The sequence below is a fragment of the Leekyejoonella antrihumi genome (assembly GCF_007845645.1).
Taxonomy (GTDB): domain Bacteria; phylum Actinomycetota; class Actinomycetes; order Actinomycetales; family Dermatophilaceae; genus Leekyejoonella; species Leekyejoonella antrihumi.
Genome location: NZ_VCQV01000051.1, coordinates 1 through 26,631, shown reverse-complemented (window position 1 = coordinate 26,631; position 26,631 = coordinate 1). Strand labels below are relative to the sequence as shown.

20 protein-coding genes are annotated in these 26,631 nt (G+C 64.3%); 14 read left to right on the top strand and 6 right to left on the bottom strand.

The genetic code is table 11. The annotated features are described in order from the left end of the window. Nucleotides 1–202 precede the first annotated feature (202 nt). From FGL98_RS22700 to FGL98_RS22690, 3 genes are all read right to left on the bottom strand, one after another. The gene (locus tag FGL98_RS22700; protein WP_146320811.1) at nucleotides 203–745 is read right to left on the bottom strand and encodes a hypothetical protein; all 543 of its coding nucleotides are present in this window, start codon (nucleotides 743–745) and stop codon (nucleotides 203–205) included. Nucleotides 746–1,009: 264 nt separating this feature from the next. Continuing rightward, the gene (locus tag FGL98_RS22695; RefSeq protein ID WP_186526333.1) at nucleotides 1,010–1,975 is read right to left on the bottom strand and encodes a PDZ domain-containing protein; all 966 of its coding nucleotides are present in this window, start codon (nucleotides 1,973–1,975) and stop codon (nucleotides 1,010–1,012) included. A 645-nt stretch (nucleotides 1,976–2,620) separates the two neighbouring features. After that, a complete protein-coding gene (locus tag FGL98_RS22690) occupies nucleotides 2,621–2,917 on the bottom strand; it encodes a hypothetical protein (RefSeq protein ID WP_146320808.1) in 297 nt (98 codons plus the stop codon). Nucleotides 2,918–2,997: 80 nt separating this feature from the next. Between FGL98_RS22690 and FGL98_RS25610 the strand changes: the two genes are divergently transcribed. Then, entirely contained in the window at nucleotides 2,998–3,174 is a 177-nt protein-coding gene (locus tag FGL98_RS25610) for a hypothetical protein (protein ID WP_186526332.1), read from the top strand. Nucleotides 3,175–3,363: 189 nt separating this feature from the next. On the opposite strand, the gene FGL98_RS22685 is transcribed toward FGL98_RS25610, so the two are convergent. After that, entirely contained in the window at nucleotides 3,364–3,972 is a 609-nt protein-coding gene (locus FGL98_RS22685) for a hypothetical protein (protein WP_146320806.1), read from the bottom strand. Between the two features lie 434 nt (nucleotides 3,973–4,406). Here FGL98_RS22685 and FGL98_RS22680 point away from each other — a divergent pair, with 434 nt between their 5' ends. Together FGL98_RS22680 and FGL98_RS22675 are read left to right on the top strand one after the other, a co-directional pair. Continuing rightward, nucleotides 4,407–5,096, top strand: coding sequence for a hypothetical protein (locus FGL98_RS22680; RefSeq protein WP_146320804.1), 690 nt, complete (start codon nucleotides 4,407–4,409; stop codon nucleotides 5,094–5,096). Beyond that, a complete protein-coding gene (locus tag FGL98_RS22675; RefSeq protein WP_146320802.1) occupies nucleotides 5,089–6,219 on the top strand; it encodes a helix-turn-helix domain-containing protein in 1,131 nt (376 codons plus the stop codon). The genes FGL98_RS22680 and FGL98_RS22675 overlap by 8 nt, the downstream gene beginning before the upstream one ends. Before the next feature lie 1,248 nt (nucleotides 6,220–7,467). On the opposite strand, the gene FGL98_RS22670 is transcribed toward FGL98_RS22675, so the two are convergent. Together FGL98_RS22670 and FGL98_RS22665 are read right to left on the bottom strand one after the other, a co-directional pair. Next, a complete protein-coding gene (locus FGL98_RS22670) occupies nucleotides 7,468–8,871 on the bottom strand; it encodes a hypothetical protein (RefSeq protein ID WP_146320800.1) in 1,404 nt (467 codons plus the stop codon). 44 nt (nucleotides 8,872–8,915) lie between these two features. Beyond that, nucleotides 8,916–9,257, bottom strand: a complete 342-nt coding sequence (locus FGL98_RS22665; protein WP_146320798.1) for a zinc-ribbon domain-containing protein — start codon at nucleotides 9,255–9,257, stop codon at nucleotides 8,916–8,918. Between the two features lie 139 nt (nucleotides 9,258–9,396). On the opposite strand from FGL98_RS22665, the gene FGL98_RS22660 reads away from it, so the two are divergent. From FGL98_RS22660 to FGL98_RS22610, 11 genes are all read left to right on the top strand, one after another. After that, entirely contained in the window at nucleotides 9,397–11,682 is a 2,286-nt protein-coding gene (locus tag FGL98_RS22660) for a sensor histidine kinase (protein WP_146320796.1), read from the top strand. Next, nucleotides 11,669–12,328, top strand: a complete 660-nt coding sequence (locus tag FGL98_RS22655; RefSeq protein WP_146320794.1) for a response regulator transcription factor — start codon at nucleotides 11,669–11,671, stop codon at nucleotides 12,326–12,328. The genes FGL98_RS22660 and FGL98_RS22655 overlap by 14 nt, the downstream gene beginning before the upstream one ends. Before the next feature lie 1,437 nt (nucleotides 12,329–13,765). After that, nucleotides 13,766–15,544: a hypothetical protein gene (locus FGL98_RS22650; protein ID WP_146320792.1), complete on the top strand. Its 1,779-nt coding sequence runs from the start codon at nucleotides 13,766–13,768 to the stop codon at nucleotides 15,542–15,544. Nucleotides 15,545–15,813: 269 nt separating this feature from the next. Further along, the gene (locus tag FGL98_RS22645; RefSeq protein WP_146320790.1) at nucleotides 15,814–16,221 is read left to right on the top strand and encodes a hypothetical protein; all 408 of its coding nucleotides are present in this window, start codon (nucleotides 15,814–15,816) and stop codon (nucleotides 16,219–16,221) included. A gap of 100 nt (nucleotides 16,222–16,321) precedes the next feature. After that, complete coding sequence (locus FGL98_RS22640; protein WP_146320788.1) at nucleotides 16,322–16,966, top strand: hypothetical protein; 645 nt, start codon at nucleotides 16,322–16,324, stop codon at nucleotides 16,964–16,966. A gap of 11 nt (nucleotides 16,967–16,977) precedes the next feature. Next, nucleotides 16,978–18,177, top strand: coding sequence for a hypothetical protein (locus FGL98_RS22635; protein WP_146320786.1), 1,200 nt, complete (start codon nucleotides 16,978–16,980; stop codon nucleotides 18,175–18,177). Further along, nucleotides 18,174–20,498 carry a GAP1-N2 domain-containing protein gene (locus FGL98_RS22630; protein WP_146320784.1) on the top strand — a complete coding sequence of 775 codons (2,325 nt, stop codon included), beginning with the start codon at nucleotides 18,174–18,176 and terminating at the stop codon, nucleotides 20,496–20,498. Before FGL98_RS22635 ends, FGL98_RS22630 begins: the two co-directional genes overlap by 4 nt. Nucleotides 20,499–20,596: 98 nt before the next feature. Continuing rightward, nucleotides 20,597–21,670 carry an IS110 family RNA-guided transposase gene (locus FGL98_RS22625; RefSeq protein WP_146320782.1) on the top strand — a complete coding sequence of 358 codons (1,074 nt, stop codon included), beginning with the start codon at nucleotides 20,597–20,599 and terminating at the stop codon, nucleotides 21,668–21,670. 2,002 nt (nucleotides 21,671–23,672) lie between these two features. Beyond that, nucleotides 23,673–24,926, top strand: coding sequence for a cytochrome P450 (locus tag FGL98_RS22620; RefSeq protein ID WP_146320780.1), 1,254 nt, complete (start codon nucleotides 23,673–23,675; stop codon nucleotides 24,924–24,926). Next, nucleotides 24,923–25,927, top strand: a complete 1,005-nt coding sequence (locus FGL98_RS22615; protein WP_146320778.1) for a flavin reductase family protein — start codon at nucleotides 24,923–24,925, stop codon at nucleotides 25,925–25,927. Before FGL98_RS22620 ends, FGL98_RS22615 begins: the two co-directional genes overlap by 4 nt. A 76-nt stretch (nucleotides 25,928–26,003) precedes the next feature. Then, nucleotides 26,004–26,540, top strand: a complete 537-nt coding sequence (locus FGL98_RS22610; protein ID WP_146320776.1) for an APC family permease — start codon at nucleotides 26,004–26,006, stop codon at nucleotides 26,538–26,540. Nucleotides 26,541–26,631: the final 91 nt, after the last annotated feature.

Below are 26,631 nucleotides of genomic sequence, written 5' to 3'. Positions count from 1 at the left end.
CGGTCGACGTCGGCAGTAGCGGCTCGACTATTGCCCAGAACTCATCGGAAATCTGATCCTCACGCACCATGCATCCCACGCTCTCAACGTCAGCGCCGAATCTTTGGGAGACACGCTCTAGTCCCCTGCAGATCCTGCATAGTCGGAGTACCACGGCAGACTGTTCGGCCCGCGATGTATCGGTGCTCGACGTACTGCCGGCCTAGGAGCTGCCGTAGTAGTTGAGATGACAGACGGTGTACAGGTATTGGACGTCGGCGCTGAAGGGCAGGGCGTTGGTGGATCCGACGGGACGGTGCTCGTTCTGGTAGTTGGACCACGCCCGGTCCTCGGCCAGGTACGTCAGGCAGTCCTGACGGCTGGGGTGTGCCCCGGGCTGCTGGGCGGGTGCGGGACCACCCAGAGCGAAGCCATTGGCGTCCCGCGCGATCGAGCCGTCCCAGGTGATCTTGCTGACGACTGGGGGCATGGCGATAGCCGACTGAGGGGCCATCGTGGTCGGGCTTGGAGCCGACGTGGGCGCAGGCTTCGACGTGGGCGTGATCTTCGGCTTGGGCTTGACCGTCGACGTGGGTGAGACGACGGGCTTGGTGTGCATCGATGGAGTGGTCGTCGGTGCTGCAGCAGCGTGCGTGGCCGACGTGGTGGCCGTAGGCGCTGCCGTCGGCGTGCTGGATCCTCCGCAGCCGGTGAGGCCGATGGCGGCAACAGTGAACGTTGCGGAGACGGCAATCGTACGGATCATGACTTCCCCTGGAGCGTGGTCGATATGGAACGCCTCCGTTTGACGTTCACGGATCGCACGATAGCGCTGCATCTGGTCTCTGACGCGGTTTGTCTCGGGACTGAACCTCACGGCAGGCTTTGCCGCGCCTTGAGACCCATCTGTGATGCTCACAGAGGCGAGCGAGGGAGTTCAGGACTCGGACGTTGGCGACGGATCGTGTCATCTCGGCCTTCGCCGTCAGCGCTCGTCGTTGCTATCTGACGTATTCAACGCCACGCGTCGCTAGAGTCCATACACTTCCGGAGAGGTTTCCGCGGCTGGCCAAGGTTGAAGCACTGCGGTGGTCTGGTGCGTGGCTCCCGCGGCGTCTACATACTGAATTGACACCGACTGTCCTGCAAGATGCGAAGAGTCCATCGCTACTAACTGATTCAAGCCAGTGACCGTGGACCCGTCCAGTGACGTGATGGTGTCGCCATCCGCGAGACCCGCCTTCTGCGCCGCGCTTCCGGCGCTCACTGTCACGATGTAAGCCCCAGGAGGCGAATTTGGTGCCGCGTTCTGGACTGTCACCCCGAGACTTCCAGGCGATGGGGCATCGATGCCGGACCGAGCGGCGTTCGCATAAGAAGACAGCGTGACCGTTTTGGTGATGGACGCGCCATCACGCTGGATCTTCAGCGTGACCCGTGCCCCGGGCATCAAAGAGCCCAGTTCGTCTACTACTTGGGGCCCGAGGAGATTTTTCCGTGGAATCATGCCGACGACGTTGAGGATCTCGTCCCCAGGCTGGAGCACTCCGGCGGCTGGTCCGCCGGCGATGACCTGGTCCACGATGAGGGGCGTCGCTGACCCACTGGCTGAGGTCGCATTACGAGATACCGCGTACACACCGAGCCACGAACGGTTGTCGCTGACAACGTGGAACGTCTTGGCTTTGACGTTGAAGCCGATGACGCGCGTGTAGTTGCGCGCGGGGGAGGCTTGGGGGTCTGCGGCCGTGATCCATTCTTGGTCCAGCTTCAACTGTTGACGGGGTATCTTCCCGACGAGTTTGGTCGTCATATCCGGTCCAGCGGTCTGGTAGACGACCTGCACGGTCTGACCGTCGAACCCAAGGACATACACCGACCCCGTCACGTCCGCCCCGCCAGTGGTCTGATCCCAGATGGCGAGGTCCGTGACACCGGCCGCCGGAACGATCGGCCGGTAGGTGAGGTCGCTGACGGAGAGGTCCGTCGGGAGCATTCCCTGACTTCCGGTCCAGCTCGGGCCCGGGGCGGCGGCATCGAAGACGGAACCCCAGGTGTGTGTGAACCTGTCGTAGGCGTAGATGACGAGGTCGGTCGAGTTGCCGGTAGGTGAGTCCGACGAGGGTTGGGTCGTGGTGACGACGACCTCGGGAGTGCCGGCTGTCAGACGCACCCACGTTTCGTCGGTCACTCGCTGCGACGATGACACGAGCCTCGACAAATCTGGAGGCTTTGGCGAACCCGAGGGAAGAGGCATACCCCCGGACAGCAGCGAGGCAACCTGAACCGGGGGTGACACGGTCGTCGGTGAGGCTGCTGCCGTTACGTGTGCAGTGCATCCGGAGAGAGCCAACAGCGCCGCGGCTGCGATCGACGTAGTCAGGATCGCTGGACGTCGCGCCGCACTCATACCGGTTCCCTCTTCCATCAAGTCTCGGGTGCGGCTCTTACGTAGCCGGGGCTCAACGTACTGTCCTTCCCTGCAGCGAATCTGAGAAAGTGACGGGCCCGAAGGAAAGCACGACTGCCGCACACTGTCCGGGTAAGCGCAGGTGGCAGCCCGAGTGCTGTGCTGGTCGCACTCTTGGCATGGTCAGATGGCTCGATCTTGCTCTGCGAGAGGGTTGCCCCCGGCCGTCACTCAGTCGACGAAGTGCTCCGGTGCGAGCCGGGCTACCTGAATGGCGTAGTGCTCCTCCCACGTCCCGTCGTCGAGCTCGAACTCGTCGTCCAGGCGCGCCCAGCCGGCCTCGACCCAGTCCGCCGGGATCCTGACGTGCACCACCGCCTCGCCGTATCCGTCGGTGCTGGCAGTGTCCGGATGAGTAGAGAAGAACGCCTCGGTGGTGTTCTCCTTCGAGGTCATGGCTCGGGAGCGGGCAATCTGCTCGGCGGCGTCCCGCGTCGTACGGGGGTAGAGGTCGAGCCAGTCGGTCATGGCATCGATTGTCCGGTGTCGGCCTCGGCTCGACAACGACCACCCCCGCCTGGCCAACACAACAGAGAGCTGAACATTCGATGATCGAGGTCACCCGGCAGTACTGCCCGGCCAGCGGCGTACCCGAGGGTCAGGCTCGCTCGACGCATCACCTGGTGCCCCGAAGAGCAGCCACCAACGTCTACGAGAACACCTGCGTCTACTGCGATACAACCGAGAAGACGCTGCGCGCTCAGACTCACGCTGATCCGCCGTAGCGCGGCCCGTCGACTATGGTTACCAGCCATAGACCCCCTCCCAAGCCTCTCCACGATGCTCACATGGGAGGGGCCCTTTTTCTGAGGCGTACCGACGCCATCTGGTGGCACCTCACCTGCGAGGTGAGCGTGCTGCCCAGGTCGGCTCGACGTCACGGTCGAGCCGACCTGGACACCGATCATCAGGTGTCAGGCCCACGCGTTCTTTTGGCCCGCGGAAACATCCATCCAGACACCGGTGCCGACGAAGTCCCTGACGTCATCACGCGGGCGGGCCGTCTCCCACCAGACACGACCGCAAGACCAGTCTCGGTGCCATCCGGTGATGGTACGGAGCTGCTTCGGACCGACGTAGCCTTTGACGGTCCCCATGAGGGTCGCTCCTTTACTGGCCGCCAGGTCGGCAACCCTGTCTGAGACGGGCCACACTCCTTCCCACGCTGCGCGGCGCTCCTTCTTGAGGAGGGGCCGGCCGCAGGGGTCCATCTTCTTGTAGTCGACGCCGGCGAATTGACGCATCAGGTGCCCGTCCTGGTCGTAGATCGGGTTCTCGTGCAACGCGACAAGCGACAGGCGATAGAGCAGCTCGCACGGCCACTCCACACGAGTGACATGGCGCGTGTCGGTCAAGAACCCGTCGACTTCAGTGCTGTCGATGCGCACGCTCCGCCCGGGACCGATATCGGTGAAGCGTCTCGCTCTGACCAGGTGGAGAACTTTGGCTGCGTCGATGTTCTGAACGTCAAAAGCCTCGCGCAGAAGCGCTGCAACCTGACTCGTGGAGAGCGGAATAGACATCTGTGGTGCTCCTTGGGTCCGGACCTCCCAGTCCGACGACGTGCGCCCTACCGACTCGGGTGCCGATGCGTGATCGCCCATCGCCAGCACAAGCTATCACTCCTACACTGAATCTGATGTAGAAGGTGTGCTCGAGCGGGCCTGTGCCGACCAGGTCGCCCATCGTGGTGTCCGCCCCAGTTCGCTGCCATAGGTGTGGGTATTGGCCTTATCGTGACCAAAAAGCACCGGGGGTGGAAGCGACCCAGGTCGAACCGCTCGGGCAGCTTCTCTTGCGCCCGGGAGACCAGGTTGTGACCGATTCGACCTGGCCGAGGCTTGTCGTCAATCCCAGCCCACGCATGACAGTGAAGTGTCAATGCGCGATTCGTGTGCAATACTGAAGTTACGTTCTGGTCTACTCCGACTGTGGACGTGATCCCAGGAGGTTCCACATGATCCCCACGTCACCCGCCAATGCCCTTGGGCCCTACGCTCGAGTCATTCGGCAGGTGCTCATCGACGTCGTGCGTTCGCGGCACGAGCGTTCTGCGGAGGCACATCAGGTGATGGAGACCCGGTACGCGATTGCCTACGGGGGTATGTGGCGGGACCTGCTGGACGACATTCATGAAGCCCTGACTGGACGCGGCTTCCAATCACACAAGATGCTCCCCGGGGGGTACCAGGTCCCCGTCGTCAATAACTGCCTGGTGTACGTGTGCCGGCTACCGGACAGCCCAGACGCGGTGAGCTCATTCGCGTCGAGCCCCACCCGGAAGAACGGCTTCACCGCGCAGCCGCCCGAGGCAATGCTGTTCAAGCCCGGCTATTTCGAAGGGGACGAGTCGCATAATGACGCATCCGAGGAGAGCGAACTGCACCGTGCGCTGAGAGCCGTCCCCGACACGATGCCCGTGGTGCTCGTCACGGTTCAGTCGTCGCCACTGCAACTGCAGTCCATTCGATGGGGGATCGCCATGCTCGACGAGTCGGGCGCGGTGAACCTGCGCGGGCAGGAGCTGCTCTGGGAGCCCGAGTCCGGCGTCGACACAGAGGTGTCCGAGGTGGAGTCGTTCGACCAGGGCACACCTGTTGTCCCTCCGGTCGAGCTGCGCGAGCAGAAAGACCGACCCGATGCGTGACGATGACCCGAGTCTGTTCGACCTGCCGGGTGCCCGAAGCCGCCAGGGTCGGTTCGAGCCAGCCCGACTCACGCAGGCCCGGGTACGGGCCAGGATGAGCAAGACCGATCTCGCTGCTGAGGTCGACGTGTCACCGGCTGCGATCGGACAGTACGAGGCCGGAGTCAACTCGCCTCGCTCGGACGTGCTCAACCGACTGGAACACGCACTGGGGGTGCGCCCCGGCTTCTTCAGCCTCGGCCGCCCACTGGCCCGGATCGACACCCTCAACGCACACTTTCGCAGTCTGCGGTCCGCCCGGGTGGGTGACCGGCAGGCCGCGCTGGCCACGGCAACGCTGGTGTGGGAGCTGACGTTCGCGCTCGAGCGGTATGTGAAGCTACCGGAGGTCGACCTGCCCGAGATCATGTCCGGCACTGCGCCCGCCGACGCCGCGGCGGTCCTGCGCGAGCACTGGAGCCTGCCGGACGGGCCGGTGAAGCACCTGGCCGCCACGGCCGAGTCTCACGGCATCGTGATCGCGGTGCGGCCGCTGGGTGAGATCGACGCGGTGGACGCCTTCTCGGTCCTCATCGTGGACCGGCCCATCGTGATCACGACACCTCGGCGCAGCAAGAACGTGTTCGAGCACCGGTTCTCCATCGCTCACGAAATCGGACACCTGCTGCTGCACTGGGACTCGGGTGATCACAAGCACAGTGTGTCCATCGAGCGCGAAGCCGACGAGTTCGCTGCCGCACTGCTGACGCCGGCGGCAGCGATGGACGGATCTCTGCCTCAACGGCTGGATCTGGCGGCCTTGGACCGACTCGGCCGGACCTGGGGTGTCTCACCGAAGTCGCTGGTACGCCGGATGGTCGAGCGAAACCGCACGACCGAGTCCTCGGCACGGCGGGCCTATCAGCGCCTGACGATGGTCTTCGACCCGACCACCGATCCCACCAGCGCCTACCCCGGAGAGGTACCGACTCTGCTGACGAAGGCGGCCGAGCTGGCGGCCGACCACGGGGCTGGCGTACCGGCCCTGGCCGAGGCGTTGAAGTTGCATCCGACGCAGGTGCGCGACCTGCTGGGGGAGATCGACCAGCGGCCGGTATTGCGCCTCATCGGTGACGAGAACTGACCAGTGAAGAGGCAGTGTCCCCGCAATTATTGCCAATCCGAGCTCAGGGCGCTGCGCCGATGACAGTGGAGACCGACCAACTGGTGTAGGAACCCGAGTTCTGTGTCCCTTCTCCAATGGTGTGGCATAGGCGTGTCCTCGTCGGCTTTCCAGGGCACCGGTCGAGCATGAGGCATGTAACCTACAGTAAGTCGCTGTAGGCCGGTGCGGTCAAGGCGAGCGGTGCGGCGATCGCGGTCGTGGCTTTTGTCGCGGGTCAGGCGGCTTCGAAGAGTGCCGAGCCGTATCCGGCTGTGGCTTAGTGCGATGAAGGCAGCGCACCTCAGGTCAAGCCAGCCGACATCGTTCTGTCGTGCGCTGACGGCAAGACCGAACTGCGAAACATGAAGTGGCAGAAGTGGACCACCCAAAGTGCGGTGGGCAGCGGAGTACTCAACGAGAACAACTGCCAGCCTGTCTGTGCGGACGGGACCAGTCAGCCGTACGCGGTAAAGATCACACTGGCGCCCTCGAGCGGTAGTACTACACCGCTCTTCGGTGCCGCGGATCTGTCGTCCATCGGTGACTTGCCGAGTCGGGGCAGAACCAGATGCACTACCAGCTCCTTAGCGGGAAGGCTTGACACCAAAGGGAGTCTGGCGGCGCAGTGGGTGGGCGTCTTGGTCAGGTTCCATGTCAGTGCCAGCGACACCATCCTTGCTATACATGCACCGAACCACGCGAACCGGATTTGCAGGAGGAGCATTGAGTGCCACACCGTGCGCGAGGTGGTGCTCAGCTGAGGGGGCAGGATCGCACGCTCGCGGCGCATCACCCACCCAGCACGTCCGCCGTGACATCGGCGCGCCGGTCTAGGACAGTTTCGTCTGCGCCGCCGCACCTCCGTCGATCGACCGATGCAGGTGGCCTCGATCAGCGCCTGCATCCGCCGACCGAGACGACCGCGGCATCCCATCAACCCTGTCGGGGACTCCGCGGTGACCACCAACCGCTGCTCCTGCTGGACGGCAGCGATCAGATCGGACCCGCTCGAGTCGACCAGCAGATCACAGTTGTCGCTCTCTGAAACGGGATCCTCAGCCCGAACTGCACGACGGCAGCACCTGGGAGTCACCCACAGCCGAGGTCTCCGGTAGAGCAGGAAGATTGGTTGCATTGCGGTCTAGGAGGACCTCGGCGCCCCACCACAGCAGCCCACCCCTACTCGACGCGTCGCGGACCGTCAGTCCGCCGTAGGTATGAAGGGCCCTATTTCACACGCCACAACTTGTAGGTGTTCGCCGCGAAGCCCGCATCGCGTGAGGACCAGGACCCGCGGTTAACGCGCATGTTGTAGCCGTAGTTGCTGTCGACGACTGTCGCATTCGTCGGGCTGTTCCCCCCGGTGATGATGACCGTGTGTTCCCCGTGGCCGTCGTACCACTGGCAGATGTCGCCGGGGGCGACCGTGGCCCAGGATTGCCCTGTGGCAAATTGCGCCCAGATTGACTGGTACGTGGACGGAGCGCCGGGCATATGGATCGACGGGCCGCCGGCGTAGCGGATCTGGTCCTCTACGAAGACCAGGCACTGCTGGCCGTAGGGGTAGTTGTTCGGGTAGCGGTTCGCGCCGGCGAGGATCCCGGCGTTGTACCGGCCGATTGCGGCGGCGCTGCCGTAGCCTCCGGCAAGAGATGGGCTGGTGGCTTTGCTGTCCATGCCTAGTTTCAGATCGCCGGGACTACCTGCGTCTCCGACCGACCACAGATTCCCGGTGTTGGCCTGGAACGCGAGTTGATAGCCACCACCGGAGAGCCCAACGATGGCCGGGCTCGTGCCGGGCTGCATCCCGAGGGCCCAGTTCTTGGGACCCGACTGTGAGTCCCAGTGCCACAGGGACGCGGTGTTGGCCTGGAACGCGATGCGGTAGCCACTCGAGCCCTGCGCGATGACCGGTGAGGTTCGCGGTGCCATGCCGAGTCGAAGGTTCGCCTTCGCCAAGCCGCCGAACGTGTAGAGGTTGCTGGTGTTCGCCTGGAATGCCATCTGCCAGCCGCCGGCCCACGTTATGGAGGGGCTCGTGAAGGGTGCCATTCCCTGGTGCCAGTCCTGTCCGCCACCGGACGCGGAGTCATACGTCCACAACTCCCCGGTGTTGGCTTGGAACGCGATGCGGTACGACCCGCTTGGGCCGGCTGCGATCGACGGGCTCGTGCCGGTCATCATCCCCAGGTTCAATCGCGCAGGGCCGTATTGGGAGTCCCATCGGTATAGGTCGTGGTTGTTCGCCTGGAACGCGACGACGTAGCGTCCGTCGCTCAGCCGAGCGATGGCTGGCGACGACGCAGCGTCCATGCCCTGGGCAGTGTTCTTCTTGATGTCGTCGCCGTAGACGATGAGCGCGCCGGTGTTGGCCTGGAATGCGAGCTGGTAACCGCCGCGTCCGTTGCCGGCCATGGCAGGGCTCGTGCCGGCCTTCATGCCTTGGCTGTGGTCACCTGATGCGGTCCACCACAGCGCGTTCGTGTTGGCTTTGAAGGCAATCGCGTACGACCCGCCGAGCGCGAACGCCGGCGGCGTTTCGGTGAGGAGCACGGCCGCGGCTGCAGCGGCGACGGCGCCGCCTACCACGACACGCCGGGTCGGTGTGGGTCGAGAGTTTCGATCGGTCACCATCGCGTTCCTTTCGTCGGAAAATCGGACAGGGCACTGATTGTTCAACGGAATTTCGGGGAGCCCATCAGCCCGAGGCCGACTTTGAGCTCGGTATCCCCGCCGGACACGGTCACGGTGGTGACGCCGGACTTTCCTTGGTTGGTGCGGACCTCGACGTGGTGGCTGCCTGGTGTCACGGGCACGACGATGCGCCCGTGGGCGCGCAGGCTGCCGTAGGGGTAGCCGTCGACGTGGACCTCGGCGTGGACTGCGGCGCGGGCGAGGCTCGGCCGGGTGAATACCAGGGCGCAGTTTCCGCCGGGTGCGGCGACGCCGCACCGTGGGCACGCGACGGCGGAGTCGGAGATCTGGTTGCCACACTCGCGGCAGTTGATCAGGGCCAAGGCAGGCTCTCCAAGATTGTGATGATGGTGATGTGGACGCGTTCAGATTCTGTCGCTATCGAGAACCCTCGGGTAGTCGTCTTTTCGGGTGACCTATGAATAGGCGGCCACCGGTGGTCGCTGCCTCTACGCTGAGCGCATGTGGTCGGCCGGCGGGGATGCAGACGCTGCCGCGGCGTTGTCTGGCGGCCCGCCGTTGGGGGTCTGGTCGCGTCTGGTACTCCGACTGATCTGGCTGATGTCGGGTCTACTGGTGCTGGTCAACGCCGCGGGGATCGTTCCCGGACTGGCCCAGGCGATCCGCTTCGACCCTTGGTACGCACTGGTGGGTGCCCTGTTCGCGCTCGGCCAGTACGCGGGGTGCCGTCGGGGCCTGCAACCCCGGTGGGGTCGCCCGTGGGCCCCGACAACGCTGGTGGGGTGCACCCTGGCTGGCCTGTACCTGGCCGCGTTGCTGGGCCAGCCGCACGCGGCCTCCACGTTGTGGTGGCCGGGGATCCAGCTGTTCATGGCCGCAGCGTGCGGCGCGTGCGCGCTGGCGAACAGGGCTGCCAGCGACGTGTTCGCGGTCGCGATCGTGGTCGCGGGAGCCCCCGCGTTGTTCCTGGGGCAGGCGCTCACCTGGCCCGTCATGGAGGCGACGCTGGCCACGTTGATTCAGGCGGTCGCGTTAGCGGTGATCGTCGGCCGAAGCCTGCGCGGTTTCCCGGTGTTCGGGGCGGCGGCCGACGCAGCCGCACACCAGCGGCAGCTCCTGGACCATAGCCTGACCGGCGACAACGCGGCCCGGCTGCGGTTTGTCCATCGTTTTGTGCACGATGAGGTACTGCACACGCTGTCGGCGATCAGCATGACCGACAGTCAGATCACCGACGCCGAAGCGAACGCGGAGGCAGCATGCGTACTGACCCGGTTGTCGGGACCGGTCACGACCGGTGCCGGAGAGCTGGCGGATCTGCGGGAAGCGCTGGAAAAAATCCCGACCCGGTTGGGGTCATTGACCTGGCAGGGGGCCCGACCGATGGTACCGACCAGTATCGCCGTCACCTTGACCGCAGCGGCCGCCGAGGCGGTCCGCAACGTCGAGCGGCACGCGCACACCGACGGCGCAGCGGGGCGGGTGTCCAGCGACAGCCTGTCTGTCACCGTGGAGATCGTCGACGACGGGGTCGGGTTCCGGCCCGAACAGCGGCCGGAGGACCGTCACGGCTTGACCGGGTCGATCCAGGCGCGGATGGACGACATCGACGGGACCGCCACCATCGCTTCGGCACCGGGAGTGGGCACCACCGTGACTCTGGTGTGGGGGCCGCAGCTGCCGACCCTGGCCGGCCGGTACTGGGGATGGGTCGACGACAGTGTCAAGGATCTGATCAAGTGGATGCTGCGGATGTTCGCTCCAGTCCCGATCGCGGCGGCGCTCATCTGTGTGCTGCAGGTCACAGTGGTCACGAGGCCGGGCATGGCGTTGCTCGGGGGGTTCGCGTTAGTTGCGTTGTATGTTTGCGGGGCGAAATGGGGGCTTCGCGACCGGCTCACCGGATGGCTGAGCTTGCTGCTGGTCGTCGCGGCACCAGCGATCGTGCTCATCGGCGCGCTGGCCACCGCCACTGGGGACACGTCGACGGCCCACCAGCCTCTCAGCGGGGCCAGCGACTGTTTGCTGGTCCTGATGATTGCGTTCCGGCCCGCGCGGGAGGCGGCGCTGGCGACCGCCGCAGTGTTCACCGCGATGTGCTGGCTGGTGACAGCGCACATGGGCATCCTGTTCAACGTGGCGGACTCGGTGCCGATGCTGTTATCTGCATTGGTCGGCGCTGCCGTCGCGTTCGGGATCCGGTACATCCTGGGCACCACCGGCCGCCACGTGTTCCTGTCCGAGGACACGCGACGCTGGGCGATGGCCGCCCAAGCGAACGCCGTCATCCTGCATGCGGAGATCGCCACTCACCTGGATACCGTGGCCGCCGGTGTGACCCCACTGCTGTCTCGGATCAGCGCCGAACCGGGCTACCGGATCAGCGATCAGGACCGGCGTGAAGCCTCCCAGCTGGAAACTCAGCTGCGTCAGGATGTGTCCCTCGGGTATGCACCAGCCACTCGGACAGCTCTGCGGCGTTTACACCGCTGTGAGGTACCGGTGACGGTGCGGATGACGGCAAACCCGCCGGGGCCGGTCGACGACGCCATCGCGGCCATCCTTAGCCTGACCGATGTCGACAGTGTCGGCTCCGGTCACCGGCGCGTTCGTGAGATGACGGTCACCGTGCTGCCCGACGGCAACGCGCACCGGGTCTCGGTCGTCCTGCGGCCAGCCCAGCACCTCGTGATCCCCTCTCCCCTCAGCACTACGATCACCGTTCGCCATACGTCGACCATGACCCAACTCACCTCGATCGTCAGGAGCTCCCATGGAACAGGTTGACCGCCCGCTGCGAATCTGCGGTATCGACGACCACGAGCTGGTGCTGGTCGGCATCATCGGCCAGCTGCGCGAGGAGAGCGTGGACTTCGAGTGGCTCGGGTCAGCAACGACCTGGCCCGAACTCGAGCAGCTACTGGCCCTGCAGTCGTCGCCACCAGACATCGTGCTGGTGGACCTGCAGTACCCCGACGACACCAACCCGAACGAGGTCATCGCCACCCTCACCAGCAGAGGCATTCGATGCGTGGTGTTGACGTCGTTGCTGGTCCCGGTGCCGATCCAGTCCGCTCTCGAGGCTGGCGCGGTCGGGGTCATGCTCAAAGGAGACAAACCGCAGGTCCTGGTCCACACGCTCACCCAACTCGCCCAAGGAGAGGAGTTCGCGGCCTCCAGCGACCTGGCGTTCGCCCTGGCGAATGATGCCGACCTGTGCGTGCGCCTGGCACCCCAAGAGGTCAACGTCCTGAGACAGATCGCCGACGGACTCTCCCAGACCGAGACGGCTCACGCACTGAATATCAAGCCAAGCACCGTCAAAACGTACCTGAACCGCGTATTCGCCGAGTACCGCTCCAACGGCAGGTACGTCGCGTCCGCCCACGGGGCCATCAAAGAAGCCCGCGCCGACGGGTACCTCAACCGCTGAAGCCCATGAGACAGACCGTGGAGTGCGGATAGCAGGCGATCCGCGGACATAGCCGTCGAAGACGCAGCCTGGCGACGAAGCCGCGAGGCGCGTTGTCCGTGATCGTCTTTCGTGTCGCAGTGGCCACCCGTCCTCCGCTCCACACGAGACTATGACCCTGACGGTCTCATCGGCACTCGGGCCATGACCCGTTCAGGCGTGGAGCCCGAGATGCGCAGTGCCCGCCGTACTGGTCGCAGAGCTGGCCGCTGGTATCTTCGCGGAGCACGTTGTACCGGCCATGACCGTCGCGGTCCCCAATCTTCAGAGCCCGAGCATGTAGCGAGGTCGGCCTCTCGGGATCGTCCCGCTCCATGGCTCGATCGTCCGCGACGCCATCCCGCGAGATCGTGAGCGCCCGCTCGAGGGGGCCAGCGTGTCATCGGTGTTTTCGATCGCAGTGAGTGCCGCTGCTTGATCCCGCGGAAGGCGGTCTGTACCACCTGACGTCGCAGGAGGATCGATCCCAGCACGGTCCTGGCGGCGGACTCACCCACCCCGAGCGCTGACCCATTCGCGAGTCTCAAGACCCGTAGAAATGGCAGCGACCACCGGTGTCGTCTTTTCGTATGTCACCCGAAAAGGTGACTACCGGAGCGTTCTCGAGAGCGACAGAATCTGAACACATCGGCGTCATCACCACGATGGGAGGGCCCGTGCTGGCTCTGATCAACCGCCGCGAATACGGCGACCAAGGAGCAACAAATACCGCTCAGCAAGGCATGCAGGTCAAGATGATAAGTCCCTGAAAATTCGATCAGGCTTTGTCTGCGCAAGAAGAGTACGGCGGCCGCATCATTGATAGTCAGGTGAGTGCTACGCCAGGATAGCCGAGATGGTCGTCCTGCGACGTGTTACAAAGAGAGAGGCGAATAATAATGTTCAAAGCCGAAGCACAGAAGACCCCGAGCGGAAACTGGAACGTGAAGGCAACCTGCCCCAAAAAGCACACAGTTTTCAAGAAGCAAGGAGACAACAACCCCGTGAAATGTCCATACTGCGGATACGACGTCTACTGAGCCTGCGCTTGTGCAACCCCTCACGGGCCCGGCTGCTTTCAGGTCGACGACAGGCGGCCGGGCACGCGATGGGAGTGGAGTTTGCCGAACTTGCCTCAGATGTTCTTCCGAATCGGGTACTGAGCTTGCGACGCGTTCCCCGATATTCCAGCCAGGTCAGGTCGATCGACCTAATACGCGCAGTGTTTTGAATACACAGTGGAACTTCGGTCAAATGAAGGAATTGGGGCCATGACGTGCTCAGTAAACCGGAGTTTCTTACGGTTTATAGTGAAATCTGATAGGGCATATCAGATGTGAAACATTCTGCAGTCTGCCGGACGGTCGGCTGATTTCGAAGCGAATGTTGGCGCACGATCTCAAGATAAGGAGTCTTCATATGTCGAGCGTAGTTTCAGTTCTGATTGTGATCGCGGTCATTGCATTTTTGGGCGTGTACCTGTGGTGGCAGTCGGAAGCTAAGAAGACCCACGGGACCGTCGTCCCGCTCAACCAGCAGGCGGTGGCTGACCTGGTGAGGGGATCGTTCAACGGCGTGCTTTGGAAGGATGTGCCCGGTCCGGGGCATATCAACAAGAAGAGGAGAGCCCTCCGGGGCGAAGGTGCGACGGTGTCCGTCGACATCGAACCCGCGGCGCAGGGCGGGACCGAAGTGTCGACATGGATGTCGGCATGGAGAAGTCGGTATGGGTTCGCGAGTTTCGGCGGAGCAGCATACCGGCAGAAGAAGAGGCTCCTCAAGCGTGTCGATGAGGCGCTCCAGGAGGTGCCTACAAACATTGTCAGTGTTCCGTCGAGTCCAGCTGGCGCTTCGACGGGCCCCACCGGAACTGTTCAACCCCAGGGACTTCGGCCTGTTGGAGGGGTGCCGATGCGCCAGTCATCTGCACAAGGTACCGAGGGAAACCAGAGGGTGCAGATCGCCGATCCTGGGCTTCACGAAAACGACGACAGGCAGTTGCTCTACACGTTTCTGAGCACATGGCCGCTGGCTGCCATCTTCTATGGGCCACTTCCCGCGGAGGATCTCTTGGACCAGGTGCTACATGCGGCTTCCGCGTTCAGGCGCTCGGAACCCTTCGGGATTTCCTTCATGCACATGTCTGAGCCGGGGATGGTCTGGGCCATGACCGAGAACTCCCGTGGCGCGGCGATTCTCATGTTCATGGAGGAAAGCAAGGACTCGACACTGTTCCTCTCGCATGTCCTGAAGCCGCTCGAGAGTGGGATGAAGGCCCCCGTGCGGCACACCATGGCGGGCAACGGTGCGGTCGAGCGAGAAGTCGCCGAGTACCTCGATCGCTTCGATGTCGTCGAGCCCTGGGAGCTGCCGGCCATGAAAGACCTGCGACCGGCGGATGCAACCACGCTGCCTCTCTCGTTGCGACGATCGCTGTCGAACTGGGATCACCTCTCCAACCAGCTCTACACGCGCACGCTGCGCGACAAAGACGGTGATGATGTAGCAGTCACCCTCAGCCCGGAGACTGCCTCAATCCTGTGCCTCGGGTACGTGATCGGGAAGAGCGACGACGGCGACTTGAGCGAAATCCGCTGGCTGGAAGCACGCACCGGTTACCAGCTCAGCTGGGGTGAAGGGGCCGTCCTTGCCTCGCGACTGCTACCGGTATCCAGTGACGTCCAGTCCGTCGATCGTGACGCGCAGGAACTTGTTGACGTCGTCGCGGTCGCTCTGGCTGAGGGCCCGAACGCCAACGGCACAGGCGGTCTTACGGCCGCAGCTGGGATCGCGATACCGTCGAACTCACAGCCCCAAGAAGGTGAAGCGTTCGACCTCGACGCAGTCATCCGAGCGTCCAAGGACGACAACTTCGACCCGGGTCAGGCCTCCGCAGAGCACTTGAAGACCATCGATTCCCTGGTGCAAATCATGAACCCGATATACGAGTCGGACGAATCCGAGGCGCTCAAACCGTCGATACCGCACATCGTGGCTTCCTGCCAACAGCTCGTTCGCGAAGACCCGCGCCTCATACGGTTCGTTCAGGACATCAACGGCATGGCCACTCGTGGAGCGCTGGGGGACTGGGCCCACGACACGCGGGGAGGGACTCTGGGCGAGCAGGGCTGGAGTCAGCTCGGCGAGAAGCTTGTGGCAGCGTTCCCGGGCGTGGATCTGGTCAGGGAAGATGAGTGACAAGGCGACTGGTTCGGCAGATCTGCGACCACGGGTACCGAGCCGGTTCATGCAGTGTCAGGCTGCGACAGCCCGGTTATCTCCTGGGCGTTGCGATCCGACGTGGTTTCCGCAGGATGCGCCCGCTGGTCACGTGGGACGTGATTCAATCAAAGCGACATCGGGGTGTGCGTGGCAATCGTCCAACTCGCTATGACGTTACAAGAAACGCAAAAGCGCTAATCGACAGGGCAAGAGTGAGTCTTGCTTGAGATATTTCGAAGGAAGTCATGGGACTGTTTTCGCGCAACGAGAAGAAGAAGGCAACCGGACCAATGCCCTGGCCGGAGGTTACACTGCCCGAACCGTGCATCATCGCCTCCGACGGCGAGGCGGGAAAGGTGCTGGACGAGATGGGGTCGATCCAGCGAGCGATCATGGACGGTGGGAGCGTCAACGGAGCAGGCAATGAACTTGTCTCTCGGGCGGAAGGCGTCGTCATCTACCTATTAGCGAGTGGTAAGAACCAGGCTGAGGTGTTTGCTAAACTCGTTGCGCCACTATCGAATTGGTCTATGGGCAGGCTGTTCAAATTTGATCCGGACGATCCTGAATTTGAAGTAGGCCGTTACGCCTGTGCGCAAGCGACCGATTTCAGGAAGAAGTACCAGTACCTGGATCCGACCAATCTTGATTAGCCGATAGGCCTGATTTCATGAAACAGCATCGCGATGAAGATTCCACCGGGCGTGATTGCCGGGCTGCCGGTTGGCAGCAGGTCACAGGTAGGAGTCAGTAATGGCGCTGGTGTTCAACATCCTTCTTCATGCCCTGCTGGTCCTGTCGATGCTGGCGTTCCTAGTCGCCCTGCTGTTCATGGCGTTCCGCACGGGTGACGGCACGGAACGACTGCGAAGGTGCTTGGCTCTGTTCGCCGGTGCCATGGTCGTGGTGGGTGCCCAGGCGAGCGGGGTCAGCTTCGCCGTGTTTGCGGCCAGGTCGCTGGCACACGCACGAGGCGCGAGCACCGCAGCTCATTTGTTTGCGGTGATTGTCCCGGCTGCGGTCGGTGTCGGCTTGGGCTACTACTTCGTTCGGGTGTACCGGCGTAGCGAGGTGTTCGGCCTTCGCATGCTCTGTTTTGTGGGAATGCTGGCGCTGGCGGCGTTTGCCGAGGTCTACGCGTCGGCCACGCACACCCGCGGCGTGTTCCTGAACGCTGCCGCGCTGCCGAACCTCTCCTTCGTCGTCGGGCTGGTACTGGTGTTCGTGTTCGGCGATAGCGGGAATGATCATCGGGCGGTCGCCGATGTTCTTCGCTCCTTGTCCCGGGGGCGGATGGGTCAGGCCGCGTCCACTGGCGCTGAGGGTGAGGACGTCGTGAGACTGGAGCCTCACCGTGAGAGCACGCAGCGTCCACCGCGTGACCCGTTCGCGTTCTAAGGAGACTGACTATGGCGACGCGAAGTGTGAAGCGGGTATGCCCGTACTGTGGGACCATCCTGCTGCTGGAGGCTCTGCCCCTCGTGTGCACGGCCAGGGGACTCGACTCCGCGGTGGCGCAGGTCACTTGGGACGACACCGATGCGAGCTCATCAGTGTGGGACCCGCCCTCCGGTGCGCCGAGTCACGGGACGCTCGGCGCGTTTCCCGTGCTCCGCGAGGCGAATTTGACCGGTAGCAAGGTCGTCAAGGCGATGACCCGTCTGCAGCACCCGTCCGAAGTCGCCGATCCCAGGGACATGCCGCGCCGGGCCTGCACGGCGTGCCTCAAGGCGCTGCCCGAGGAGCTGGATGAGTGCGACGCACTATTGCTGGCGGTCGTCGGGCTCAACCGTGCGGGCAAGACCTACTTTCTGGGCTCGAGCTTGAACGGTGCCACACGGTTCGATGGTCTGGCCGACTATGGTGTCGAGCTGTTCGAGCCACTGGAAGAGACGGCGTCCGTTCTCCACAAGAACTACTACCAGCCACTCTTCCACAGGCATGAGCGGCTGCCGATCACCCCGGTGATGGATCACGTCGAGCGGCCGCCGCTGGTCTTCAGGGTCAAACTGACCGGGTTACGCCCGTTCCTTCTGTTCACCCACGACATCAGCGGCGAGGCGCTGGTCTCGAACCAGACGCGCCACGTGACTGCAAGCTTCCTGCGTCGCGCCAACGCGATGATCTTCATCACCGACCCGCTCGACGTCGAGTACATCGAGTGGAACCTCGCGCCCGAGGAAGTGGAGGAGGCCGGCGGTGGGCTCCGGGACCTGAATCAGACTGCTCTGCTGGAGGCCCTGCTGCGCGAGCTACCCACGCCCGGCGGTGGCAAGACGCCACATCTGGCTGTGGCGCTGTCGAAGAGCGACTTGATCGAGAAGGCGACGGGGCGCAAGTACCGGTTCTCGGAGCCCCCGTCTCCAGGGGACTGGCGTGACGACGTCAGGCAGGTCAACGAGGAGATTCGCGAGCTCTTGACGGAGATGGGGGAGAGCAAGCTGTTGCGGCTGTCGGACGGCTACCCGCGCACGTCCTTTCACGCGATGTCCGTGCTGGGCCGCGAGTCGGACAGAGAACGCCGTCACGGCCGGCCGGTTCCCTTGCGGGTCATGGACCCGCTCGCGACGGTCCTGGAGGCTATGCGTCCCATGGTGGGTGCGGAGTGATCGACCAGCTCCGGTACGCCTGGGCTAACCATGGCTTGACGGGCGTGGGTCGGCTGCAACCCGTCGCCGCATCCTCGGGTCTGCTCAACCCACAGGCGAAGAGACACATTCTGGCCACACGCCTGTGCCGGTACGACAAGGCCCCGGGGACATCGACGACACCGATCTCCTACGGCTGGCTGGACTCAGGTGAGAACCGTTTCCTGTTCCGACGCGAGTTCCTGACCGACGACCAGGCAGGTCACCCGGGAAACTTCGCCGCGCACGTCCTGGTCGCGCCCGCTGACGAACTGACCGTCTCTCGATGCCTGGCCCTGTATCACGGGTCGTTCTGGTGGCATGGGCCTCGTTCGGACGACACCGTCGGCGAGGTCCCCGAACTGGACATCCATGATCTGCTCGGCAGCACCGACGGCCCCAGGCGTGAGGACCTCAGGCATGAGGCCGTGGCGAGCCCGGCAACCGAGGACCTGCTGACGGCACTGCTCGCCGAAGAACTAGCCGCCCAACTGACCGTGACGCCCGATGAACTCATGACCGCCATGCACACCGTCAACACGATGCTGCCGGGACTGCTGGACTCCCAGTCATTCTCCACCTACGAGGCCGGGCGGCTCGCGCGATTCTTCACCATCCACGGGTCTCCGTCTCCGGATCGAGTCCCGCGAGAGTCGCCCGCCCGAACTGAGGCTCGGACAGCCGCGCGCGCCCTGCTCTTCAACACGAGGTTCCCGACCACGGTGACCCACACGCTCTGGGCCGGGTACCAGGGATCTGAGGGCTCCCCGGTGAAGGCGTTTCGGCGTCTGGTGTCCGCGGTCGACGTGAGCATTCAAGGATCCGCGACGAACGTCGACGCAGTCCTCCCCGCCCTCGGGACGCCCGAGTGCGCCGGCCAACTGTTCGAGTTCACCGAGATTCGCGACGCGGTCGCCCGCGCGCTGGTACGGGGCGGGCCTGTCGAGGGAGGTAGGGCTCGGATCGTCCGCAGCCTCTGCAGGTCGGGCACCCGGATACAGGCCGACGCCTGGGACGCCTTTGATCAGACCGCCATGGGCGTCCTTGAGGGAAATATCCCGGACAGTGATCTCTGCGCGGCTCTCGACCAGTTGCCGTCAAGCCACGCGCTGCCACGAATCGCGACGCGACTCCTCCAACGGGCCGAAACCGGCAGTTTCCCCACCCAGAGATGGCCGATGCTCCTTCTGCTGGCCGCCCTCCAGGATCCGACGCCCCTCCGCGACCAGAACTACGCGCACGCGATCCGGACTGTCGCCCCCCACTTGACGCGATGGGCCAGCTGCTCGGAGTTGGCCCGACAGCAGCAGATCGACCTCCTCGCCGAATATGTACACACCGGCCGCGTGCCTGAGCAAGAGGCAGTCCGGACGCTGGAGCCGGCATTTCGTGATCTCATTTCATCGAACCCGGACGTGATTACCCCGATCACAGCAGAACTGACCTCGAGCCCCTACATCGGTGGTGTCATCCGCGATCAGGTCGCGCAGTCGGCACACCGCGCAGGCACCCTGTCAGCGGCTCACCTCGACGTGCTGCACTCTACCTTCGACGGCACCTCACCGTCGGCTGCCGACCTCACCGTCATCATGAAGCTGTGCACCGGCGTCCGGCTCCCACCCGGGTGGGGAGAACTCGTTGCCAGCCTCCTTCTACGGCATGCCGAGCGCGTGCTGTCGGAGCCATACGCACCGCACGTGGAGGACCTGCGTCGACTCGTGGAAAGCGCCCGCGGCACAGCGATCCGACCACTCCTATCGGCCATAGACACCTCCCGGTCCGTCCGGACCCTCGAGCACCACCTTCAGGAGCTTCCGCTCGACCAGGCCGGCGTGTTGAGACGGTTCTATGTCGACCGGACAATCTCCATGGGCTACCTGGACAGCGACCACACGGCCAGACTGTTCGACCTGCTCTCGTCGGCCGATGGAGTCGATTCTGCCGCAGTTTGCCTCCTGATCGCCGCTCAGCGCGGCATGCGTCTCTACGGCCGAAGCCTCTCTTGCCACCACGTCTTCGTTGCTCTTGGGGAGTCCTACCCGGACGCATTCGTTGGGACTAAGAAGGTCTCTCGGCGCATACGCGCGCAGCCCAGGTCGCGCACCCGCCTCCACGGCCTCGCCGCCCATACCTTCTCGTTGCTCAGCCACACCGACCCTCAATACGCCGAAAGCGTCGTCGAGCACTTCACCTACGGGCGCCCAAACCGCGCCTGGATCAAATTCCTGGTCGGTCAGTCCAGCGATGCGGCATGGAAGGCCGAGAGGAAGGAGGGTGGTGTCGGAAGAAGAAGAAGAGGCTGATGCGATGAAGGAGCGGGGCCTCCCCGTTCCTCGTGGGTTTCCTTCCAGCGCGAGATGCTGGGAGGTGCTCAAGACCATCGGATCGAAGGAGGCCCCTTATGTCTGAGTATGGCGGTCAACAGTTCGTCGGGATCGATCTGCACCGTAGGAGATCGGTGATCGTGCGTACCACCGAGGCCGGTGAGACGTTGGAGTCGGTGCGGATCAACAATGGCTTGGACTCGCTCGCGGCGGTGATGGGCCGGGCTGGTGAGGCGCCGGAGGTGGTGCTGGAGGCGACCTATGGCTGGTATTGGGCGGTCGATGCCCTGCAGGCCGGCGGTGCCGACGTGCATCTGGCGCACCCGTTGGGGGTGAAGATGTTCGAGCTGCGCAGGGTCAAGAACGATTTTCGTGACGCGACCGATCTGGCTGATCTGTTGCGGATGGGCCGGCTACCGCAGGCCTGGATCGCGCCACCGGCCACCCGAGAGCTGCGCGAGCTGGTCCGGCACCGGGCCAAGCTGGTCGCGCTGCGCTCGGGCTGCAAGTGCGAGGTCCACGCGGTGCTGGCCAAGCTGGGCGTGCAGGTCCCGATGTCCGACCTGGGGGTACCTCCCGCTTGCGGGGGAGTCGGCGAGCGTGGACTGGCGCTGCTGGAGCGGGTGTCGGCCCCGGCCCCGTATCTCGCGCGGGTCCAGTCGTTGCAGCGGCTGATCGCGGTACTGGACGAGGAGGTCGACCTGGGGGTACCTCCCGCTTGCGGGGGAGTCGCCGGGCTGGCCCGCGGCCGGCTCGCCGCAGACCCGAACTATCAAGCGGTGCAGACGATCCCGGGGATCGGGCCGATCCTGGCCGCGGTGTTCCTCGCCGAGATCGGTGACGTGCACCGGTTCCCTGGCCCGGAACAGTTGACCTCCTGGGCGGGACTGACCCCGAAACATCGCGAGTCCGACACCCATCTGCATCGTGGCCACATCACCAAGCAGGGCTCCAAGCTGACCCGGTGGGCCGCAATCGAGTCCGTCCACCGGGTCGGCCCGCACACCAGTGTCGGGGCGCTGCGCGAGCGGGTCGGGGCGCACCGCGGGAAGAACATCGGCGCGGTGGCCGCGGCCCGCCGACAGCTCGAGCACGTCTACTACGCGTTGCGTGATGGGCATGTCCGCGCGCTGCACCGGGTGGCCGCATGAGGGCCCCCACCATTCGGCTTGGTCGGTGCTCGGTCGTGCTGGTCATGACCCCCACCCTCGGCGGCGCGGTCGCGCGTTCTGATTGACCACACCGGCCAAGACCCCACGGACTCCATCGTGCCGACCCCTGCTTGCTTGCGGGGAAACTCGGCGAAGGGATGACTGACACCTCAATGGGGCTGTCCTACCCGTACCGCATCAACGATGACGGAAGCCACGCACCACCCACACTCTTCGAGGTGACCCGAAGCCCAGAACCACTACCTCGGCAGCCCGCCGTGCACAGTGTTGACCCGCCAGGCGCCCGGCCTCAAGGCCCTTCGGCCGCTACGCGGTCGAGCTCCGCTCGAGCCTTGACCCCGACGCCCATCACGTCATGCCAGCAACTACGGGGCCGAGCCCAAAACGACCCCGAGCGCTCTTGACACGGCCCCGAGCCTTCAGGGATGACCTGCGGAAACGCGGGTCAGAGGCCCTTGCTTCATTTATACCACGGCCCCAGATTGCACACTTCGTCACCACCTTGAAACTGGTTTGGTCGCACGCGGGCGGGTGCGGCGGGGAGTCGTGGCTGGCAGGTTGCCTCGCGACTGGCGTCTGGGTTCGCTGGAGCGCAGGATCTCGTCCAGCAGGTCGGCGACCTGAGGGCCGGTCTCCGATCGCGGAATGTAGTAGGACTCGGTGATGGCATCGGACGCGTGGCCGAGCTGGCGGGCCGCGGCCGTGGGTCCAGCCGCTCGGCGACCCGGGTCGCGACGGTCTTGCGGAAGGTCTTGAAGTCGACCCGGTCGTACGCCGACCCGTCGGTGATCGAGCGCCAGCGGCGCTCCATCCCGGAGACCGACGCCGGCGGTCCACCAAGGTCGAAACCGCGGTCGGCGGGAGGTCCAACCTGCGGACCGACCCGGGCGTCTTGAGCGCATTCTCGCGGTAGACGCCCATCCCCTTCTCCTGCTTGATGGTGCCGGCGACGAGCAGGACGGGCTGTTCGGCGACCAGGTTGATGTCGGACCACCGCAGTGCGGGGTCCGAGGCCGGCTCATGCACCGGGCTCCTTCGTTCTCGTTTCCTCGGCAGTAGACGTCGGGACGGACGCTGCTCGGTCATTGTTGCCTTCGGCTTGCCGATCCACGCCGCCACCTGGGCGACGGTCCGGAGCGGATCGAAGAGGGACGTGGCCGTCAGGCCCGAGCGGGACGGCCCGATGGAAGGGGATCGACGGAGCTGCCACCATCTCCGTCGCGGGCGGCCGTGCGCGGTCAGGGCGCTGTGGCCCGGTGTTCGTGCTGTGCAGGTCGATCGTGGAGCTGGTTATCTCCGGCTTCCTCTCCGGTGGTTCGGACTCTGTGCCGATCACCGCAGAGCGACAAGCAACGCCGCGCAGGACGCGGCAGCCGCAGCGTCGCGGTCTGTCATCGCGTTCGCCCCCTCGGACCGGTAATGCCTCCTCCATGAAGCCAGCCTCCGGGCCGTCGAGTTCGGGGCCCGAGTGGTTCCTGTGAATTATTGTCTCGGGTGCAGATGGCAGCGGTGAACTGTGCATAACAGACCAAAGAGACCGACGAGCCCCGGGCGGACAGGCTCGCCGACGGGAGTTCGCTGGGGTGTTCGTCAAGCCAAATGTGCTGAAGTAGCAGACTATTCGCCCAGGCCGGCTGCGGTCCGCCGTTGTCCAGGGACCGCGGTACTAGTCGAGTTCACCTCGCGCTCAAGCCTTGGTATCGGGCTCGATGCTCCCGATCGCCGGCGGCAAGTCGACGATCAGGCAGATGAATCGAACCTGGTCCACGGCGTGTAGCGCGTCCCGCCGTGGGCGTTGGCTCGAACCATTGGAAGCCATTCTGGGGTTGGGGCGCATCTGGTGCAGGTGATCGTGGCCGAGGCAGGCACGGACATGTCGCTCCGCGGTTGGACGAACAAAGTAGTTCGCGAAACCTCTCGAATACTGAATACACTCCTGGTAGACATGTGACCCAGGTCATACATCGAAGGAGCGATCAGCGTGTCAACTGCCGTGGAACTGGGTTGGGATCTGTCGGATCCTGCTGTCTTCGATCGAGGAATCCCACAAGAGGCGTTTGCTCAGCTGCGTCAGACACCTGGACTTACCTGGAACAAGATCGACGGCTCGCCGACGGACGGGTTCTGGTCGGTGGGGCGTTTCGACGAGGTAGCGCACGTCAGCAGGGACACCGAGTTGTTCAGCTCAGCAGTTGGCCACATCCAGATCTACTCGATCGATGAGGATGCCCTGGCCGTGCGGGCCTCGATGATCGATATGGACCCCCCGATGCACACCCGGTTGCGATCACTTGTCAACGGCGGGTTCATTCCTCGCGCTCTCAAGCGCTATGTCTCCGTCGTGCGTGAACGGGCCGCGACGCAGCTGGGTGAGCTTGAGGCAGCCGGCGGCGGCGACTGGGTCGCTAGCGTTGCGAAGCCGATTCCGATTGGGATCATTGGCGACTTGCTGGGGGTGCCGCCGAATGATCGCCAGCTGATGGTCGAGTTGACCGACCAGCTCGTTGCCGGCACGTCCGCCGACACCCTGGACCCGACGGCTTACGGCAATACGATGGATCTTCGGCTGTTGCCGTTCAACAGCCCTGCGGCGTTTGCGCTTCGCGAGTATGCCCGAATCCTCGGTGACGAGCGGCGGGCGAATCCGCAGGATGACCTCGTGTCACATCTCGTCCGGTCCGACGTGGACGGTGAGCAGCTGACCGAGAGCGAGTACACGAACTTCTTCCGGTTGCTTGTGTTTGCGGGTAATGAGACAACCCGCACCGCGATGTCGCACCTGGCAATCCTGATGTCCACGTATCCAGACCAGTGGGAGCAGGTTCGTCGGAATCGCAGCCTGGTTCCGAATGCCGTGGAGGAAGTCGTTCGCTACGCCTCACCGATCCTCTACTTCCGGCGTACCGCCACACGTGATACCGAGCTGGCCGGCACGCCCATCGCACGCGGCGACAAGGTTGTGATGTGGTACGCATCGGCAAACTTCGACGAGGAGCACTTCGACAACGCACAAGCGTTCGACCCGACTCGCCCCGTGCGCCCCCTGCATGCGGGATTCGGCGGCGGCGGCGTTCATACCTGTCTAGGCTCCGGGCTGGCACGAATCGAGCTGGCCGGACTCATCAACGAGATGCTCGATCGAGATCTGCGCATCGAGATGCTGGATGAGCCCGAATATGTATCGAGCAATTTCGTCAACGGTGTGGAAAAGCTGTCGGTCGGTGTCCGCAGATGACGACTTCTCTGGCAGAGCCGATCAACGTGTGGCGTGAATACTGGGTGTCCCGCCGGCACGTGGAGACCGCCGACGTCATCACACTCACCCTTCACGCACCGGACAACCGGGCGCAACCGGGCCAGCATCTCATCCTGCTGGCGCCGGTGGAAGGGGGGCTTCGCCGCGAGTATTCGCTCTCCCGGATCGGACCGGACGAACTCGACATCACGGTGAAGCGCGAGGGCGTCGTGTCCAGGTGGCTGCACGACTCCATCGAGGTCGGAGACAGGCTGGAGGCGACTGCGCCGCGCGGATCCTTTCTCCTCGGGGACCGGTCTGATCCCCTTGTCCTCCTGTCCTGTGGCATTGGCGTGACTCCACTGTTGGCGATGGCGCGGGAAGCGCTGGCGCGCGGCCGAGCCGTACATTTCATCCACGTTGCCCGTGACCGGGCCCACCACGCCCTGCGCGGTCAGATCGAGGCACTGCAGGGTAGCGGCGGACTGGTCCGGCACACGACCTACAAGCACGCCGAGCAGGGCAGCGCTGACTGCGATCACGTCGGTGAGTTCACAACCGAGCACCTGACGAAACTCTTGCCTGCTGGCCCCGCTGAGATCAAGATCTGTGGCCCAAGCCGATTCATGCAGGCGATGTATGACGCGACTCGACAGCTCGGCATCGCACGCGATGACGTCGCGTGGGAGGCGTTTGGACCATCGACGGTCGTACTGCCCGAAGTCCGGGAGCCCAGCCGCCTCGAGGACCCGGAACAACCCAGAGTCATCTTCGCGAAGACCGGGTCCGAGGCGCGGTGGGATCCCGAGTGTGGGAACCTACTCGATTTCGCGGAGGAACATGGTGTGTTTCCGAACTACTCCTGCCGGCAGGGGTCGTGCGACAGCTGCAGACGGCAGTGGCGAGCGGTGACACCGAATACGTCGACGAACCATTCGAGAACCCAGGTGAGGGATTCGTGCTGCTCTGCTGCAGCCGCCCCACCAGCGATGTCGAACTGACGATCTAGGGCGCCGAGCCAACGACCAACTGCTTCAAACATCGAACAACCCAGACGTTTTCAACAAGGAGACACCCATGCCGATGGACGAACAGGCTGGAGGGCAACTGCGTCGAGGCGCGCTCGGCGTCTGGCACATCGTGTTTTTTGTAGTGGCCGCCGCCGCCCCCCTGGCGGTCGTGGTCGGGGTGACGCCCTATGCATTCGCCTACGGCAATGGCTCAGGGGTGCCCCTGACCTTCATTCTGGTTGGCGCCCTTTACCTGCTCTTTGCCGTGGGCTTCACGGCCATGTCCTCGCACATGGGCAACGCGGTCAGCTTCTACCCGTACATCGCGAGCGGGCTCGGCAAGCGAGCAGGAGTTGGCGCATCCTTCGCTGCGCTTGCCTCCTACGTGGCCGTCGAGCTGATGGCCATGGGGCTGTTCGGGATCTACTTTTCTCAGTCGATGCACAGCCTCACCGGAATCCACATTCCGTGGTTGGTCTCCTGCCTGTTCCTCAACCTCGTGGTCTGGGCCACCGGTAGGCGCAACATCGAAGTCTCCGGTCGCGTCCTCGGAGTATTCATGCTCTGCGAGGTAGCCCGGATCTTGCATAGGTCTGGCGTGTGAGGTGGGTGTCGGCGTCTGCCGTCTTGCTGGTGCTCATTTTGGCGTGAGGGTGTGACAGGGGGCCGCGATGTCGCTCGTGGTGGGCGTCGGC